The following is a 16,676-nucleotide window of genomic DNA, read 5'->3' as shown; positions in this document are numbered from 1 at the left end:
AAAACGACCTGTCTCATTTATGATAAAAATCTCTGCAACTACCGGAATAAACTTAAGATTATGTTCGGCAGGATCAATGGTTGGCGTAGAATTGCCATGCGCTACGATAGATGTGCCCATAACCGTCTTTTCGGCACATCTACAATATATTTCCCAAAAGCTTGTAAAGTAAGCAACCTTTCGCTATATTAGTAGATATTAGGAACACTCTACCCCGAGAAATTTATGCTCTCTCCAGCTTCTCCTCCCTTGCCACAAAAAAACTCTCCGGAAGTGGGCGTGACTCTTGTAGAAGTGCTCGTTGTTATTGGAATCCTTTCTATTCTGGCCGTTGTCTCTGGAACGTGGCTCTTCCGCCACGCTGACCGCGCTGACCTTAAGCGAGCGACGCGCAATCTGGTTTCCTCTTTGCACGCTGCCCGCATTGAAGCGATCAAAGAAAACAGGCCAATGGAAGTCCGCATTACCGACATGGGGTGGTCGGTTGTCCGTCAAGCCGACAATGCAACCCTTCGGACGTTTTCTCTGGCAGGATTTCGTACACCCATTGATGTCAATACCAACAGTAAAAACAAATATGTTTTCACAGGCAAGGGAAGGCCAATCGCTGTTGATGGCACTCTCCCGAACGGAAGCATAAACATGACTTCACCTGGTTCGCGAATGAATATCTCCGTAGGTATATCTGGAAACATCCGGGTCCAATAAGGAAATCCGCCGATGAACAATCAATCTTTACCGCAAAACGGCTTTACCCTCGTGGAACTTCTGGTAGGCACGTTGATATTCAGTATCATCATTACTGCCATCTATAACGTCTTTGATCTGCACAACCGCATGGCAGCCCGTCAGGAGGAAAAAACGGCCATGCAGCAAGAACTTTTGTCCACAATGAATCAGATAGCGGATGACCTGCGCATGTGCGGCTACTCCACAGGAGGAGAGAACTTTGGATTCATGAGCGCAACGAAGCAAAGCATTCTCTGCGCGAGAGATAGGATTTCCACAGACCAGCCTCAGGCCCTCAACAATACCGACACTGCTATTGTGGGTTATCAATTGAACTCCGGGGACAATACGATCAGAAAATATTACGCCAAAGGGGCTATTAACTGGGTTCGTACTGCTGAACACATTAGTGCCTTAAATTTTACGTATTTTCGTAAAGATGGAGCACAAATCACGAATCCAGAAGCCGCTCTGCAAGATATTCGCATGGTGGAGATTAGCGTGATGGCCATGCCATCACCACAGCGGGAGGGACTCAAGATTCCCAACCGGGCGATGACCACAAGAGTGCAGGTCCGCAACATTCAATAAAAAACATAGGCAGAAACAGTTATGAGCCGCATTTCAGAAGAATCTGCACAACAAGGTTTCACTTTGGTCGAGATATTGGTAGGCGCGGCCATTCTAGCCCTAGGTATCTTGGCAGCAGCGGGATTGATTTCTCGTTCGACAATTCAGGACGCCAGGGCCTACTATATGACACAGGCCGCTCTCATGGCTGAAGAGTTTTTAGAATCACGGATCTCCGCTCAATATTCGGAAAAAGACTTCAACAAGCTGGAGGGGGGATCTATAAATCGGACACTCGACGGGGTGGAATATCGCATGAACTGCGTACTGACAAACAGCACTCCCATGGATATGGATGGTTGTAAAGAAATCGTATGTACAGTCAACTGGAATAATAAAGGACTTCAATCTCAAGTTGTGAGTACTTATGTTTACAGCAGAAAAAATTAATAAACAGGGAAAAGAATATCAGTCTGGATCAGCTTTAGTTATAGCGCTGATTGTTTTGGTTATTTTAGCAGCCTTGGGTTATGCAGGGCTAGAAGTAGCAGATATGAATATCTTCTCTTCAGCAAATGATCGAGACAGCAAAATTGCTTTTCTACATGCTGATTCCGGCGCAAATGTAGGACATGAATTTCTGGAAGAAGCAATCGCCGACACCAATACTACATTTTATGGGGGAGATACAGCATGGGTAGACGCTCCTTACGATCCAACAGCCGTCAATAATCCTGAGTTCTTACATATTTATGTTAACGGGACAGAAGGGACCTATGTCCGCGCAGGGCAAACAGGCACCGAGGCGAATCCTGGAACGAGCCAAGAAATGGCAATGGCATATCATGGCAACCCACCCGGAGCTTCTTTCATCTTTCTCATTCGCTCTCATCGTACAGGCAAACGAAACAGTAACGCAGAAGTCGATATGGGATGGCGACATGTAAGCAATTAAGCTCACAGGGGCTTTGAATAAAAAATTTACTTATGATGAAGTGAAGGAGTTTCAAAACCATGAAGAAAATTATATGCATTACATGGTTTCTTTTTTTTATATTCTTATTTTATGGCAGCGCATTTTCCCAAGAGGCTGGTCAATATAGCTATATCCCTCCATTCTTGACCAAAGCGAGGCCGCCACTTGTCATGTTGACTATGGCAAGAGACCATCGGCTATATTACGAAGCATACAATGACGCTTCAGACATTGATGGCGACGGAAAGATCGACATTCACTACAAAGAAAATATCGATTACTACGGATATTTTGATTGTTACAAGCTTTATGAATACAATGCGGCAAGCAAGACATTCGTCCCCAAGAAAACCACGGCAAACAAGAAAAATATTTCAAAAGGACAATACTGGAGTGGTAATTTTTTAAATTACATAACAATGACTCGAATGGATTGTATCAGAAAGGTCCTTTACGGAGGACAGAGGATAATTGACACGCCAGAAAAGACTGTTTTGCGCAGAGCCTTCATTCCCCAAGATGCACATTCATTTGGCAAAGAATATACATCTGTAGCGATAGATGGCTATGATATCAGAGATTACACCCCATACAGTATCCCTGAAAATGGCAAGAGACACTTTTTCGCCTCCACAACACGAGATCCAAACCCCAACACAGGAGGGCCTTTGCTCTGCGTGCTACAGAACGTGGGGAATAATAAAAGAATATGGAGCTGGGTCGCTAAAGAAACTCCAGTCGTAGATGATTCATTAGGGACGCCCGATATTTTCATGGTTCAGGTGGAAGTCGGAGTAGCGAGCATGCCTGAGCGCAATTGCAAACTTTACCCCAAAGGAAATTACAAACCCATTGGCATCCTGCAAAATTATGGTGAATCGGACGCCATACTCTTTGGTCTTCTCACGGGCTCCTATGATCAAAACATGGCAGGCGGAGTCCTGCGCAAAAATATCGGGACAATCCGTGATGAAATTGATGGCGAGTCAGGAGTCTTCACCGCCACAAATGGAATCATAAGCACGATCAACAAATTACGGATATCTGACTATAATTACAAAGATAAGAGATACAATGGAGGCTGGCAGACAACAGCGCCCATATCGGCCCCATGGTCAAAGGCATTTCCAGATTGGGGAAATCCTCTAGCAGAAATGATCTACGAAACGACACGATATTTCGCCGGCGGAACCGGTCCAACGGAACAATTCACAGCCAAGTCCAAAATCGATGATGAACTCGGACTCCCCAGACCTGCCTGGGAGAATCCTCTTAGCGCAGCCAACTACTGCGCACAGCCGGTGATGGTGGCCATATCTGATATTTATCCGTCCTACGACTCCGATCACCTTCCCGGCAGCGCATGGGGCAAACCTATCAGCTCCAGTTTACCTGGGTTGAATGTTGAGGAACGGTTCAAAAAAATTGCCAAACACGAAAATATCAAGGGGAGTTTCTTTATTGGCCAAGCGAGTGGACGCTACGACAGCTCTTGCAGCCCCAAAGACATTTCGGATGCAACAGGCAAAGTACGCGGCCTCTGCCAGGAAGAGCCGACCAAAGAAGGTTCTTATTATTCGGCGGCAGTCACGCACTATGCCGCGACAACGGATTTGAGCTCCAATCTGGCAGAGACACAAAATATGATCTCGCGTATGGTGGCGTTATCTTCACCTCTGCCTGAAATCCGTATTCCGATAGGAAGTAGTCAAGAAATAGCCCTTGTGCCTTTTGCCAAAACCGTCAAAGTTTATGCTCATGAAAACATGAATTCAAGTGAAGGGGCGTTTCAGCCGACATGCACCATCGTTGATTTTTTTGTGGAAGAAATCGCCGAAGATCAATCGCATGGAACGTTCCGTGTCAACTTTGAAGATGTCGAGCAGGGTGCGGACCATGACATGGATTTCATCGTCAGATATGAATACAAAATTGTTGGCGGCAAACTGGAAGTCAAGCTGACTCACGAGTACCAGTCTGCAGGCTACACCATGCACGCGGGCTATGTCATATCGGGTACCACCAAGGATGGTGTCTACCTGGAAGTCGCCAGCAAACCCGGGGTCACGGATTACTACCTTGACACGCCCCCAGACCGCGATGGCCCTGGCCGGGGAACCAGCACAACGCAGATTCCGCCAACCAACACGCGAACCTTCACTCCAAGCAATACATCTGCGGCGAGACTGCTCAAGAACCCTCTCTGGTATGCGGCAAAATGGGGTGGCTTCAAAGATATCAACCAAAATGGTATACCTGATCAGGAAAATGAATGGGACAGCGACGGTGATGGGAATCCAGACAGCTATGTCTATGTAGCCAACCCCACAAAACTTGAAGAACAGATGCGGAAAACATTTGAAGGGATTCTGTCCAGAGCTTCTTCAGGTACACCAGCATCGATTACTTCATCAAAATCCCGTAATAGTGAAGGGGCTGTGTACCTCTCTTCTATTTACCCTGAATATCCTGATGCTGTCGCTCCTGGTGTGAAGCTCCATTGGGCGGGGCAAGTTCAGGCGTTGTTCGTGGATGGACGTGGAAACCTTCGCGAGGATTCAAACAAAAACCAAAAACTCGATCTCAAAGAAGACAAGATTGTCCATTACCCTTTAGATATGAATGCGTCGAATGCCACGAGCGCTGGTCTGCTCCTTATCACAGACAGCAATGGAGACAGCATCATTTCGCCAGAGGAGTTGAACAACGCCATATCTCTGGGAGACCAAAGAAGAATAAACTTCTTATGGACATCCTCACCATGGCTGAATGGTCTGACAAACAGCCAGACCGTTACGCAACGCATCGCCTATGCCGATGCTTCACCCAATAGATACATATTCACTTTTGCCGATAAAAATCAAGACATGGTTCCAGCAACAGACGAAATACAGGCATTTGTCTGGCCTCCTCAAGCTCCTGCCGCTTCGCCTCAGCTTGGCCTTGCTGGTTCGAAGGATTTCTATGCATATTTGAACCTTTACGCACCGAACTTTGAATACACTCCCAAAGAGCTGGCAGATCTTCGCAGGGCCAACCCAAGTGCGTTCAAAAATGTCCTCAACCGCCTCGCCGAGCGACAGGTCAAATTTATCCGGGGTCAGGACATGAGCCCCGAAACGATCTCCGGGCATCATATTCCTGCAACCCGCACAAGAGTCTATCCCGACGGTGGCGGTAACCGCACATGGAGGCTTGGAGATATCGCTTACTCAACACCAATCGGTGTCGGCAGACCTGTCGAAAATTACAATCTGCTCTATGGAGACAAAACATACGAACATTTTCTCGTCAGATATAAAAATCGCCGCCAGATGATTTATGTCGGGGCAAATGACGGCATGCTTCATGCTTTTAATGGTGGTTTTTTCAATAGCACGGACAGCAGTTTCAATCTGCAACGTTCAACAGAAACTCCATTTGCCCTTGGACAGGAAGTCTGGGCATATATACCTTATAACCTACTTCCCCACTTGCATTGGCTGACAGAACCAACCTATCGAGATCAAATCCATGTCAGCTACATGGATCTACCTCCACGTGTTTTTGATGCTCGCGTCTTTTTCATGTCTGACGGCGTTACCCCGCTGGACAACTCCACTTATCCCGATGGATGGGGGACAATTCTCGTCGCCGGGATGCGGTTTGGTGGTGGAGCAATTCAGGTGGACATGGATAAGACCGATGGAAAAAACTTCGACGCAACTTCAGACAGAATCACAAGCTCTGCTTATGTCATTATGGATATTACAAATCCGGAAGCCCCTCCGAGACTTCTGGGGGAAATTGCAATGCCGAGACAGGGATTCACAACGTGTTTCCCAACAGTAATTCCTATGGCAACAGCAAACGCGAGGACAGATCAGCAAAATCAGTGGTACCTTATTTTTGGCTCAGGACCTGCCGATGCCAATGGCAATGCCAATCCCGAACTTATTCAGAAAGCTGTCAGCAATCAAAATGGTCAGCTGTATGTGCTTGATCTCAAGGCTCTCGCCAGTAAAAAGCAGGTCCAGACTCTGCAATCCAATGGCCAATTCAAGGCTGGAGGGCATACTTTTGCCACCACAGAGTCAGGCTCCTTCATTTCCGACCCTGCCACTGTTGATTTGGATATCGGCAGTAATCGGAATGCTTCTGCTCGGTTCAAAGCAGATGTAGTGTATTATGGTACCATCGCTGGCGATATGACGCAGCCCAGAGGTACGATGTACCGCCTGATCACGAAAAACCAAGGTGCAGACAGCAGTAGAACTGTAAATTGGATAGGCAATTCGACGCTTATACGCCCAAAACAACCTATTGCAGCATCCCCTTCCATCACAACAGATGATGAAGGCCGCGTATGGGTGTACTTTGGAACGGGGCGTTTTTTTAACCGTCCTGAGATCAAACAAACCCGTAGAATGGACTTCTACGGGATCAGAGAACCTGTTGACGCCTCAAATAATATTGAATGGCGGGAAGTAAAACTTGAAGAGCTTTTTAACAGTACAGATATTGTTGTAACAAAAGGTAGCTGTGTTGACGGTGCTTACAATCAGAACTGCGTTAATGTCTTAGGGGTCACTCCTCCGACTTGGCAGAGACTTCTTGATGCAGTCAACGCCAAAGAGGGATGGGTTCATACCATGTCCAATGATCCTCTGGAAAGAGTGCTCGGTAAGGCGGCCCTCACTGGAGGTGCAGTGACCTTCACCAGCTACGCCCCTTCTGAGAATGTATGCGAACATGAAGGAAGGAGCTATCTCTGGGGATTTTACTATAAGACGGGTACCTCATATTTTACCCCGATTTTCCGGGACACCAACATCTTCAGCAAATCGGTTTCACTGGGACGAGGGATCGCTCCCGCTGCCGTCGTCCATAAAGGCAGAGGCGGAGACTCGAAAGTGATTGCATCAACCAGTACAGGAGCTGTAGTGGAAATACCTTTCAATGAACCGCATCCCATTCGGACAGGTCAGATATTCTGGCGCGAAAACTAGTGATCTATCAAACGCGGGGCTTTTGCCCCGCGTTTGACTTTGCATCAATTCCCTAAGCACAGACCATGCTGCCCTCTTGGCTCGACCGCCTGACTCCTCGTGCCACACTACGCACCCGTATATTCACGGCCACATGTGTGTGGGGCGCTGTAGGCTGCTGTCTGGTCACCAGAGGAGCACTTCTCTTGTGGCAGACGTCATGGCCCATGGCAGGAGGCATAATTCTGGTCAGTGCGACAGCGGGAATACTCAAAAGCAGAGCGGTATTCGATGGAGTAGCCAAGGAGATCGTAAAGCGTCTTCAACGTAAACCCGATCCGGCCTGTCTGGGAGGATTTTTTTCCGTCAGGAATTGGGGGCTTGTCTTCTGTATGATGCTGCTTGGAGGGATCGTCAAACGCTTGCCCATGCCCGATGAAATCAAAAGCGGCATCTACATCTTGGTCGGGAGCGGGCTTTTTTATTCCTGCCGAATTCCGTGGCGCGCCTGGAAAAGCATGCTGTCTGAAAAATCCCTGAGAGCTGCACCACCTTTAAGAGCTATCACACTCGATGAAGACGATAGCTCTACCGGGGCCACCAGCTGAACCATCTCACTCAAAAAATGCCCTCTACGAGGCTACGGCCATGCGGGCACATACATCGCTTGGCTCAAGAGGAATACGTTGGCTGAGAATCTCCGCACCTGTCTCAGTAACCAGTATATCGTCCTCCAGCCGGATGCCGCCGAAATCCATATACTGTTCCACAGCCGCATAATTGATGAAGTCCGCATGGAGTCCCTGTTCCCGCCATCTGGCGATAAGTGCCGGGATGAAATACACGCCGGGCTCCACAGTGACCACAAACCCCGCTTCCAACCTTCGGGCCAGGCGTAAACCGGATAACCCGAACTGCCCGCTGTGCCGAAATTCCCGATCGTACCCGACAAAATCCTCTCCCAGACTTTCCATGTCGTGCACGTCAATCCCCAGCATATGCCCCAGGCCATGCGGAAAAAAGAGTGCATGCGCCCCGGTGGCCACGCCTTCCTCGATATCGCCACGCATAAGACCCAACTCCTGAAGCCCGGCGGCCACCGCCCGTGCTGCGGCCAGATGACATTCCAGAAACGGCGTGCCAGGCTTCATATGTTTTATGCCTGCACGCTGGGCGCGCATGACTACCTCGTATACATCCCGCTGCCTGGAAGAAAAGCTTCCATTTACGGGCAGAGTCCGCGTTATGTCCGAAGCGTAGCCCAAGGGAGAGCACACGCCCGAATCCACCAGCAGCAGATCTCCCGCTGACAGAATCTGGTGATGTGCATGGTTGTGCAGAACCTGACCGCTGCGAGTGAGAATCATGGGGAAAGCCTCCATGCTCCCGCTGGCCGCGATCATGCCCTGGGCACGCCCGTACAATTCCCGCTCGGTCACGCCGGGGCGGCAATGAATCATGACCATCTCGTACATGCGGGCGGACAATTCCACTGCGGCACGAATCTCTTCCACCTCGGCGGCAGTCTTGATGCTGCGCTGAGCCACCACGTTCCGGATGAGTTCTGGTGAACTCCCGGCTTCAATCTCTTCGGGAGACCGGCCCAAAACACGGCACAATAGCAATACCTGATCGGCGCGATACGTCGGCAGATGCCGCACCTGCCTTGAACGACACCAATCGGAGAGGCACCGGAGCGGCAAAGTCCGCTCCACGCCCGCATTATGAGCCAGTTCCTCCAGCGATGGGGCCAGACCGCTCCAGATGACATCATCCAGCATCGGCTCGTATCCGAACAAAATTTCCTCGCCAGTATCGCAGTCAAGCCCCAGCACCAGACCCGGCGCATTCAAGCCGGCATAGTACGTAAAAGAGCCATCCTGCCGGAACGGATAGGTATTGGCCCGGTAATTCATACCCACCAAGGTGCTGCCCGGAAACAGTATCGCGCCGGTGCCCATTCGGCCCATGAGTTCCTTCCTGCGGGCGGAATATACGGAAGCTTCAAACATCACGACTCCCTGTCGTATTCCAGTCTGTTACGGCCATTCTGCTTGGCCCGGTACAAGGCGGCATCTGCCCGGCGTAACACGGAGTCCAGCTTTTCGTCCGTGATGGCGCACAGGCCGATACTCAATGTATAACTCAAGGATAATTCCCCATACTCCATGAAGCTTTCCGCTATATCAATGCGGAACTGATCCAAAACAGCAGAGATGTCCATGCCGTCATCCCGTAAAACTGCGCAAAACTCCTCACCACCAAGCCGAACGACCATACCATGGGTACTAAACAAATCCTTCAGCTTGTCCCCTATATTTTTCAGGACGGCATCTCCAGCTTCATGTCCGTATATATCATTTATTTTTTTGAAAAAATCTATATCGAACATGGAAAGAAAAACATCTTGACCCATGTTTCTGGCTTCTTCAATAAAAGAGGGCGCATTTTGAAAAAGATAACGCCTGTTATATAACCCTGTCAGGAAATCTTTCTCCGAATATTCCTTTATTTCTTCTATATATTCCAATAACTCTATATTCTGGGAAATACGGCAGTAGAATTCTTCACTGGAAAATGGCTTTTTCAGAAAATCATTGGCGCCACTCTTCAAAAAGCGGGTGGAAAGGGGCTCGTCTTCATGACTGGAGACTCCGATAACGGCCATCTGCTCTTTGGCGTGCGTCTGCCGGACCTTGCGGAGAAACTGTACGCCATCCATTTCCGGCATCTCATAGTCGGCGATAATCAAACGAATGTCCGGGTTATCCTGCAATACGCGAAGTCCCGATGCGCCTCCATCCGCTTCGAACACCTGAAACCGGTGCACGCGCAGCAGCTTGGCGATCATCCCCCGCACCGATTCCAAGTCTTCAACCACCAGCACCTTGATATCCCTGTTGCGTAAAATGCGCCGGGCCTGGCTCACAGCGTATTGCAGACTGTCGTCCCCCTCCTTGATCACGTAATCCGCAATGTCCTTGGCCCACAGGCGCTTGCGAAGCCGTTCCGAACACGCCGAAGCGAATACAATGACAGGCACATCATATTTCAACACCAAGTCCACCACCTCGCCCTGAGATGCATCCGGCAGGTTGAGATCCAGCATGGCTATGTCAAAATCGTGCCCATCCAGCAAAGTCTGTGTTTTTTTCAGAGAATCGGCCGCAAACACCTGACTGGGTATGTGATGCCGCACTTTTTGCACCAGCAGGCGCAGAAACATCCTGCTGTCGTCAACCACGAGTATATTGGGAACAGACATGCAATGTCCTTGATTTACAAAAATCAGATGTTTATTTCCGCGAAATGCCACGGAAAATCCGTTGGCGGCAAAAACAGGGCAAAATTCATTCCACCGGAGAAAACATGATAACGCACTGGGTCCTCGCAGCCAATGGCGAGCCCGCCTCGTCCCCGCGCATACGGACCGTCATCGCCGATGCCGACCGTGTGATCAGCGTGGACGGCGGCAGCCGGATGCTCGCCGCGCTGGGAGTGACACCGCATCTGGCCGTGGGCGACATGGACTCCACACCGCCAGAACTGCTCGCCCGGTACCGGGACGCGGGCGTGGAGCTTTTTCTGCACCCGACCCGCAAGGACGCCACGGATCTGGAGCTGGCTCTGGAGCTGGCTCTGGACGGGGAGGCCGGTCTTATCACCATTCTGGGAGCCACAGGCGGCCGCCTGGATCATACGTTGGGCAATCTGCTGCTTCTGGAGCATTGCCTGAAGCGAAACACCGCAGCCCGGATCATGGACGACACCCAGACCGTATACCTCACGGACGGTCTCTTGAACCTTCAGGGGCGACCCGGTGACACGCTGTCCATCATCCCCGTGAGCGGCGATGCGAACGGCGTGACGCTGACCGGCCTTGAATACCCCCTTCAGGACGCCCACCTGCCCTTTGGTTCCTCCCAGGGGCTGAGCAACGTCTTCAGCGAGGAGAAAGCCTGCGTCCGGCTCCGTTCCGGACGGCTTCTGGTCTTTCATCTGCATGCGGATAACGCCGCTCTCTGAAATGGGGGGTCCCACCCGCGATCTTTCTGGCCGGATACTTCTTCCCCCGGAGTAGATTCAGGCGCATCATCCGGCCACATACCCATGCATTTCTACAGCGCACTTTCAAGGACCATGTTGTCCCGGTGCACGACCTCGCTGTGTGGACAGGGACCCAGCACTTTTTCAATCTCCACGCTGGACAATCCCTGAATTCTGCGCAGATCCGCCGCCTTGAAATTGGTTAGTCCCACTCCCACGGAGGCGCCATCCAGATCGACGATACTCACCAGAGCGCCGACGCCGAAATTTCCTTCCACGCGGACCACTCCGGCTGCCAGCAGGCTCTTGCCCCCGGTCTGAAGCGCCCGGGCGGCTCCCGCGTCCACGGCGATGCTGCCTGCCGGATCCAGATGATAGGCCAGCCAGAATTTCCGGCCCGTCAACATTTTCCCGGTGGGGGCGATCCAGGTGCCCAGTTCCTCCAGATTGAAAATGCGCTCCAGAGCAAACTTTTCCTTGCCGGAAACAATAAGTGTCGGCACTCCCCGGCGCGCGGCCCGGCGCGCGGCCATGAGCTTGCTGAGCATGCCGCCGGTTCCGGCTCCGGTCTTGCCCCGGCACATGGTCTGAAGATTCATCCCGGCTATGTCCTCAATGTACGGCACAAAGACGGCATCGGGATTGGTGAGGGGATTGTCGCTGAAAACGCCGGGGGCGGAGGTCAGATTGACGACGAGATCCGCCTCCACCAGATTGGCGACCATGGCCGACAGGGCGTCATTATCGCCAAATTTCAGTTCCTGCACGGCCACGGTGTCATTCTCGTTGACAATGGGGATGACCCGCCACTCCAGCAGACGGCTCATGGTATTGCGGGCGTTCAGAAAACGTTCCCGGCTGCGCAGATCGTCCCTGGTCAGCAAAATCTGGGCGGTGATCTTGCCGTAACGGCCAAAAGCCTCGTCGTAGCCGTGCATGAGCCTGCTCTGTCCCACGGCCGAAGCGGCCTGTTTGTGCACCATGCAGGCCGGATCCTCGCCGAGGACATGACGGCCCGCTGCCACGGCGCCGGATGTGACCAGTATCAGATCGAGCCCCCGGTCGTGCAGGGCGGCCATCTGATCCGCCAAGCGATTGATCACCCGCGGATCAAGGCCCTTGTCCGTGGTCAGCACCGCGCTGCCCACCTTGACGACCACCCGTCTGGCCTTCTCCAGCGCCTGACGACGCCGCGAGCGCCAATCAATATCCCGGCTCATCTCTATCTTCCCCCTCTTCAGCAGCCACCGCGTCGTGATGTCTGGCCCACATGGCCGCCAGCACCTCTTCCACGCCCGCACCTTCCAGAGCGGACATGAACAGCACTCCCCGGCCGGAAAAAGCGGCCCGCATTTCCTCCAGACGCGCCTCGTCCAGCAGATCGACCTTGTTGATCACCCTGAGCTGGGACTTTCCGGCCAAGGCGGGATCGAAACGGCGCAGTTCCTCGTCCAGAATCTGAAATCCGGCCATGGGATTTTCAAGATGCACATCCTCGGCGCTCAATATGTGCACCAGAAAGCGGGAACGCTCCACATGCCGCAGAAATGTATGCCCAAGACCCAGACCGGCATGTGCGCCTTCGATGAGTCCCGGAATGTCCGCCACGACCAGCTTGCGTCCCTGATCATCCAGCACCACTCCCAAATTGGGCGTGAGCGTGGTGAAGGGATAGGCGGCGATCTTCGGTTTCGCGGCGGAAATGGCCGAAATGAAAGTGGACTTTCCCGCATTGGGCAGGCCGAGCAGGCCCACATCCGCAAAGACCTTGAGCTCCAGCCGGATGTATTTTTCCTCTCCGGCTTCACCGGGCTGGGCAAAACGCGGCACCTGCATGGTCGAGGACTTGAAATGCGTATTTCCCTTGCCGCCCCTGCCGCCGCGGGCCACGGGCAGTTCCTGGCCGTCACGGGTAAAATCGGCGATGAGCGTTTCGCCGTCTTCCGTCTCCTCGTAGGCCTGAGTCCCCACGGGGACTTCGATGATCCGATCCGCCCCGGCCCGCCCAAAACACAGCTTTCCCGCGCCGGGCCGCCCGCTCTCCGCTTCCTGCACCGCCGCATGGCGGTAATCGTACAGGGTCAGCAGCTTGTCCGTGGCCCGCAGAATGACATCGCCGCCCTTGCCGCCGTCCCCGCCATCGGGCCCGCCTCTGGGTACATACTTTTCCCGGCGGAAGGACACGCAGCCGTTACCGCCATTCCCCGAACGGACAATAATCCGCGCCTCATCGACAAATCTCATGTTTCCCCCGCCCGCGCCGCGCGCGGGCAAACAAAAAGCCGCCCAAGAGAAATTCCCTTGCGGCGGCTTGAAAAGGCTGACTCCGGCAAAAAACTAGGCAGCAGGAACGATGCTGACCCTGGTCTTGACCTTGTTCTTGCGGGTATATTTTTCAAACTTCACAATCCCGTCAACGAGGGCGAAAAGCGTATAGTCCTTGCCCACGCCGACGTTGGTGCCGGGATGGACCTTGGTGCCGTGCTGCCGCACCAGGATGTTGCCCGCCAAAACCGTCTGGCCGCCGAACTTCTTCACGCCGAGCCGCTGACCGGCGCTGTCGCGTCCATTGCGGGAACTTCCGCCTGCCTTTTTATGAGCCATATTTTCCTCCTGGGCTGGAAGGCTGAATATCTCCTTCAGACACCGTCACCGTGAAAATTCGGTTCTGGCCGGAAGAATTCCGCACAGCCTCCGCAGAAAAATTGTGTTTTTCAACAAGCCGCTAGGCCTGGATGGAGGTTACCTTGAGCAGGGTAAAATCCTGACGATGCCCCTGTTTCCTCCGGTAATCCTTACGGCGTTTCTTCTTGAAGATAATGATCTTTTTATCCCGGCCGTGATCAACCACTTCGCACTGCACGGAAGCCCCGGACACGAAAGGCTGCCCGACTTTCACGTCGGCTCCGGCACCCACGAGCAGAATCTTGTCCAGAGTGATCGCCGAACCGGCCTGAGCGTCCATCCTGGCGACCTTCAGGCTGCGGCCTTCTTCCACGCGAAACTGTTTTCCGCCGGTTTCCACGATTGCAAACATTTTCCGACCTCCAAAATAGTGAATGACGTGGCTACCCCTTCCCAAGCGCCCCGTCAAGGCTTTCATACGCTGCGCCCGCAACCGCGGGAAAAATGAAAGAGGTCGCTCATAGGCCGAAACAAAGCGTGCCGTCAACAGCAATGTCCCCTGAGGGTTCACAACGCGCGGGCCAGCACAAAGGCATCCGCCCGCGCAGCGCCCGCATCCAGGCAGGTTCTGGCGCAGGCCGAAAGAGTCGCTCCCGTGGTCGCCACATCGTCCACCAGCAGCACTCTCAACCCTTTCATGGAAGAGGCGGCAAACGCTCCGGCCACATTTTCCCGCCGCGCGGCCCGTCTCAGGCTGAACTGCGGGCGGGTCGGACGGATTTTCCGCAGGCCATCCGGGTACAGAGCAAATCCAAAGGCAGAACACAGCATCCGGGCCAGTTCCACACTCTGATTGAATCCGCGGGCGAGCACTTTCCCGGAACGCATGGGCACCGGCACGACGCGATCCGGCGGGTGGAGTCCATGCGCCTCCCAGGCCCGCACCGCCAAGTGCCGCAGCAAAAATCCCAGTCCATGATCGTGGCCGAACTTGTATCCGTGAATCAGTTCCTTCAGCAGCCCCGCGTATGGCGCGTAAAAGGCCAAAGCCGACCACGGCGGCGGACTGATCCGGCAGTTCAGGCACAGATACGGCGGTGCGGAGGCATCCGCGTAGCAGATGCCGCACCGCGGACAGTATCCGCCCTGCCGAAGCGGCAGGAGGGCGTCACAATTTCCGCAGAGCGGCCCAGCCGTCGCAGGGACGGGCGTCAGGCAGACCTGACAGCGCCCCTTAAGTAAAGCCGCCGTAATGAGGGAAAGCGGCCCGGACATATCAGAATCCGCTCATCCTGGCCATGCGGGCCACGGCTTCAGCCGCCGCCGCATCCCGAGCCAGATCCGAAGGGCCGTCCAGGTCGCGCAGCAAGACCGTATCCACAATCTGAAAATGAAAGACTTCCAGAAAATAGCGCAAGGTAGGCAGAATACCGGCGAAAAGCTTCTCTCCGCGCGGCCGCCCGGCAATGAGCGTGATCCAGGCCGGAAGAGGCGGACCGGCACAGGGATGCTCCCGGCGGACGACGTAGCGGCTCTGGGCGCGATCCACCCAGGCTTTGGCCTGGGCCGGAAGATGGTAGAAATAAACCGGAGCACACAGGGCCACGCCCGAAGCGGCCTTCAGCATGGAGAAAAGCTCTTCCGCATGGTCGCGGCCCGCCAGGACGCAACGGCCGGACCCGGCGCAGCGCCCGCAGCCCGTGCAGGGAAGGATTTCATAATCGCGCAGAAAATGTGCGGCAACGGGACGCGCCAGCGAGGCCGCGAACAGGCGGGCCGCCGCTTCGGAATTGCCTCCGGCGCGCGGGCTCAGGGACAGCACCAGCGGAGAACTCACGGCCGGGCCTTGCGCGTGTACACGGCCCGGAGCCACTCCCCGGCGGGATGCAGTTCCAGAGTCCAGTCCGTGGCGATATACAGGACGTTTTCCAACTGCGGGACCACTTCGGGACGCACCCAGAACACCTCCCGGTCTTTCCGGGAAAACCGCAGACGCCAACCGGCGTCCACACCCACATGTCAACACTGATTCCGCAGATCGTGCTCGCCTTCGGGAATCATGGAAGCTCCATTCCGGCCCGCGCGCGGCTAGCGCACAAACTCGGTGAAAAACGGATTGTTCAGCTGCTCGGAGCCCACGGTGGTTTCCGGGCCATGCCCGGGATACACCACAGTGTCCGCAGGCAGGGAAAATATTTTAGAGCGGACGGAACGCGCAAGCTCCGCATGGGACCCGCCAGAGAAATCCGTGCGCCCAACGGATCGGTAAAACAGCAGATCGCCCACGAAAACCGCGTTCAGATCGGGAAAATAAAAGGACAGACTGCCCGGACTGTGGCCCGGAGTGGACATGACCCGGCAGGATGCGCCCAGAAACTCCGTCTCCCCTTCCGCCAGAGGTTCGTAGGAAAAAGGCGGAGTGCGCGGCAATCCCATCATTCCGCCGCCGCCCAGCTCCGTGTCGAGCAGGTACGCATCCGCGGCGCCCGCCCGCACGGCCGCACCCGTGGCCGAGACAAGGGCCGCATTGCCCTGGATGTGGTCAAAATGCAGGTGCGTGTTCAGAATCACGTCCAGACTCAATCCCGATTTGTCCAGAAAGGCCAGGATTTTCTCCGCTTCCCCGCCGGGATCGATCACCAGCGCCCTGGCCTCCGAATGTACGATGTAGCAGTTGGTTTCGAGCGGCCCGAGCTGCATGACAGTCACGTTCATAATGGCTCCTTTTGTGCCGCCGTCTAGTCCGCTTCCGGGCAAAATTC

The 16,676-nt window shown here is 53.8% G+C and carries 17 protein-coding genes; 7 read left to right on the top strand and 10 right to left on the bottom strand.

The annotated features are described in order from the left end of the window. Positions 1-225: 225 nt before the first annotated feature. From AXF15_RS06775 to AXF15_RS06755, 6 genes are all read left to right on the top strand, one after another. Positions 226-708, top strand: coding sequence for a GspH/FimT family pseudopilin (locus tag AXF15_RS06775; protein ID WP_083517913.1), 483 nt, complete (start codon positions 226-228; stop codon positions 706-708). A 12-nt stretch (positions 709-720) separates the two neighbouring features. Further along, positions 721-1,320, top strand: a complete 600-nt coding sequence (locus AXF15_RS06770) for a PulJ/GspJ family protein (RefSeq protein ID WP_066605108.1) — start codon at positions 721-723, stop codon at positions 1,318-1,320. A gap of 21 nt (positions 1,321-1,341) precedes the next feature. Beyond that, positions 1,342-1,749 carry a type IV pilus modification PilV family protein gene (locus tag AXF15_RS06765; protein WP_066605102.1) on the top strand — a complete coding sequence of 136 codons (408 nt, stop codon included), beginning with the start codon at positions 1,342-1,344 and terminating at the stop codon, positions 1,747-1,749. Continuing rightward, positions 1,727-2,254 carry a pilus assembly PilX family protein gene (locus AXF15_RS14000; RefSeq protein WP_151192308.1) on the top strand — a complete coding sequence of 176 codons (528 nt, stop codon included), beginning with the start codon at positions 1,727-1,729 and terminating at the stop codon, positions 2,252-2,254. The genes AXF15_RS06765 and AXF15_RS14000 overlap by 23 nt, the downstream gene beginning before the upstream one ends. A gap of 59 nt (positions 2,255-2,313) precedes the next feature. After that, on the top strand, positions 2,314-7,263 hold the full coding sequence (locus AXF15_RS06760; protein WP_066605099.1) for a pilus assembly protein: 4,950 nt from the start codon (positions 2,314-2,316) through the stop codon (positions 7,261-7,263). A gap of 206 nt (positions 7,264-7,469) precedes the next feature. Beyond that, positions 7,470-7,850 (top strand): hypothetical protein, encoded by a 381-nt coding sequence (locus AXF15_RS06755; protein ID WP_066605096.1) that lies wholly within the window; start codon positions 7,470-7,472, stop codon positions 7,848-7,850. Between the two features lie 24 nt (positions 7,851-7,874). Here the strand turns inward: AXF15_RS06755 and AXF15_RS06750 are convergent, their stop codons facing one another. Both AXF15_RS06750 and AXF15_RS06745 read right to left on the bottom strand, forming a co-directional pair. Next, positions 7,875-9,254, bottom strand: coding sequence for an aminopeptidase P family protein (locus AXF15_RS06750; protein WP_066605093.1), 1,380 nt, complete (start codon positions 9,252-9,254; stop codon positions 7,875-7,877). After that, positions 9,254-10,507 (bottom strand): diguanylate cyclase, encoded by a 1,254-nt coding sequence (locus tag AXF15_RS06745; protein ID WP_066605092.1) that lies wholly within the window; start codon positions 10,505-10,507, stop codon positions 9,254-9,256. Before AXF15_RS06745 ends, AXF15_RS06750 begins: the two co-directional genes overlap by 1 nt. Positions 10,508-10,611: 104 nt before the next feature. Between AXF15_RS06745 and AXF15_RS06740 the strand changes: the two genes are divergently transcribed. Then, positions 10,612-11,268 (top strand): thiamine diphosphokinase, encoded by a 657-nt coding sequence (locus AXF15_RS06740; protein WP_066605091.1) that lies wholly within the window; start codon positions 10,612-10,614, stop codon positions 11,266-11,268. A 92-nt stretch (positions 11,269-11,360) separates the two neighbouring features. Here the strand turns inward: AXF15_RS06740 and proB are convergent, their stop codons facing one another. The 8 genes from proB to AXF15_RS06700 form a co-directional block, all read right to left on the bottom strand. Next, on the bottom strand, positions 11,361-12,509 hold the full coding sequence (gene proB, locus AXF15_RS06735; protein ID WP_066605088.1) for a glutamate 5-kinase: 1,149 nt from the start codon (positions 12,507-12,509) through the stop codon (positions 11,361-11,363). Beyond that, complete coding sequence (obgE, locus tag AXF15_RS06730) at positions 12,493-13,533, bottom strand: GTPase ObgE (protein WP_066605085.1); 1,041 nt, start codon at positions 13,531-13,533, stop codon at positions 12,493-12,495. The genes proB and obgE overlap by 17 nt, the downstream gene beginning before the upstream one ends. 93 nt (positions 13,534-13,626) lie before the next feature. Beyond that, complete coding sequence (rpmA, locus tag AXF15_RS06725) at positions 13,627-13,893, bottom strand: 50S ribosomal protein L27 (protein WP_066605082.1); 267 nt, start codon at positions 13,891-13,893, stop codon at positions 13,627-13,629. Between the two features lie 121 nt (positions 13,894-14,014). Beyond that, positions 14,015-14,326 carry a 50S ribosomal protein L21 gene (gene rplU / locus AXF15_RS06720; protein WP_066605081.1) on the bottom strand — a complete coding sequence of 104 codons (312 nt, stop codon included), beginning with the start codon at positions 14,324-14,326 and terminating at the stop codon, positions 14,015-14,017. Positions 14,327-14,481: 155 nt separating this feature from the next. Further along, a complete protein-coding gene (locus AXF15_RS06715; RefSeq protein ID WP_066605080.1) occupies positions 14,482-15,189 on the bottom strand; it encodes a ComF family protein in 708 nt (235 codons plus the stop codon). 1 nt (position 15,190) lies between these two features. Next, a complete protein-coding gene (locus tag AXF15_RS06710) occupies positions 15,191-15,751 on the bottom strand; it encodes a flavodoxin family protein (RefSeq protein ID WP_066605078.1) in 561 nt (186 codons plus the stop codon). Continuing rightward, entirely contained in the window at positions 15,748-15,930 is a 183-nt protein-coding gene (locus tag AXF15_RS06705) for a hypothetical protein (RefSeq protein WP_066605075.1), read from the bottom strand. The genes AXF15_RS06710 and AXF15_RS06705 overlap by 4 nt, the downstream gene beginning before the upstream one ends. Positions 15,931-16,002: 72 nt before the next feature. Continuing rightward, positions 16,003-16,629, bottom strand: coding sequence for an MBL fold metallo-hydrolase (locus AXF15_RS06700; protein WP_066605072.1), 627 nt, complete (start codon positions 16,627-16,629; stop codon positions 16,003-16,005). Between the last annotated feature and the right edge of the window lie 47 nt (positions 16,630-16,676).

The sequence above is a fragment of the Desulfomicrobium orale DSM 12838 genome (genome assembly GCF_001553625.1).
GTDB lineage: Bacteria > Desulfobacterota > Desulfovibrionia > Desulfovibrionales > Desulfomicrobiaceae > Desulfomicrobium > Desulfomicrobium orale.
The sequence above is the reverse complement of the archived record's forward strand: the minus strand, read 5'-3'. Positions and strand labels throughout refer to the sequence as shown.

Coding starts and splice junctions, on each gene's coding strand:
- AXF15_RS14000 (WP_151192308.1), top strand. CDS start 1,727: ATGTTTACAGCAGAAAAAATTAATAAACAGGGAAAAGAATATCAGTCT.
- AXF15_RS06760 (WP_066605099.1), top strand. CDS start 2,314: ATGAAGAAAATTATATGCATTACATGGTTTCTTTTTTTTATATTCTTA.
- AXF15_RS06700 (WP_066605072.1), bottom strand. CDS start 16,629: ATGAACGTGACTGTCATGCAGCTCGGGCCGCTCGAAACCAACTGCTAC.
- rpmA (WP_066605082.1), bottom strand. CDS start 13,893: ATGGCTCATAAAAAGGCAGGCGGAAGTTCCCGCAATGGACGCGACAGC.
- AXF15_RS06755 (WP_066605096.1), top strand. CDS start 7,470: ATGGCAGGAGGCATAATTCTGGTCAGTGCGACAGCGGGAATACTCAAA.
- AXF15_RS06715 (WP_066605080.1), bottom strand. CDS start 15,189: ATGTCCGGGCCGCTTTCCCTCATTACGGCGGCTTTACTTAAGGGGCGC.
- AXF15_RS06765 (WP_066605102.1), top strand. CDS start 1,342: ATGAGCCGCATTTCAGAAGAATCTGCACAACAAGGTTTCACTTTGGTC.
- AXF15_RS06770 (WP_066605108.1), top strand. CDS start 721: ATGAACAATCAATCTTTACCGCAAAACGGCTTTACCCTCGTGGAACTT.
- AXF15_RS06750 (WP_066605093.1), bottom strand. CDS start 9,254: ATGTTTGAAGCTTCCGTATATTCCGCCCGCAGGAAGGAACTCATGGGC.
- proB (WP_066605088.1), bottom strand. CDS start 12,509: ATGAGCCGGGATATTGATTGGCGCTCGCGGCGTCGTCAGGCGCTGGAG.
- AXF15_RS06740 (WP_066605091.1), top strand. CDS start 10,612: ATGATAACGCACTGGGTCCTCGCAGCCAATGGCGAGCCCGCCTCGTCC.
- AXF15_RS06745 (WP_066605092.1), bottom strand. CDS start 10,507: ATGTCTGTTCCCAATATACTCGTGGTTGACGACAGCAGGATGTTTCTG.
- AXF15_RS06775 (WP_083517913.1), top strand. CDS start 226: ATGCTCTCTCCAGCTTCTCCTCCCTTGCCACAAAAAAACTCTCCGGAA.
- obgE (WP_066605085.1), bottom strand. CDS start 13,533: ATGAGATTTGTCGATGAGGCGCGGATTATTGTCCGTTCGGGGAATGGC.
- rplU (WP_066605081.1), bottom strand. CDS start 14,326: ATGTTTGCAATCGTGGAAACCGGCGGAAAACAGTTTCGCGTGGAAGAA.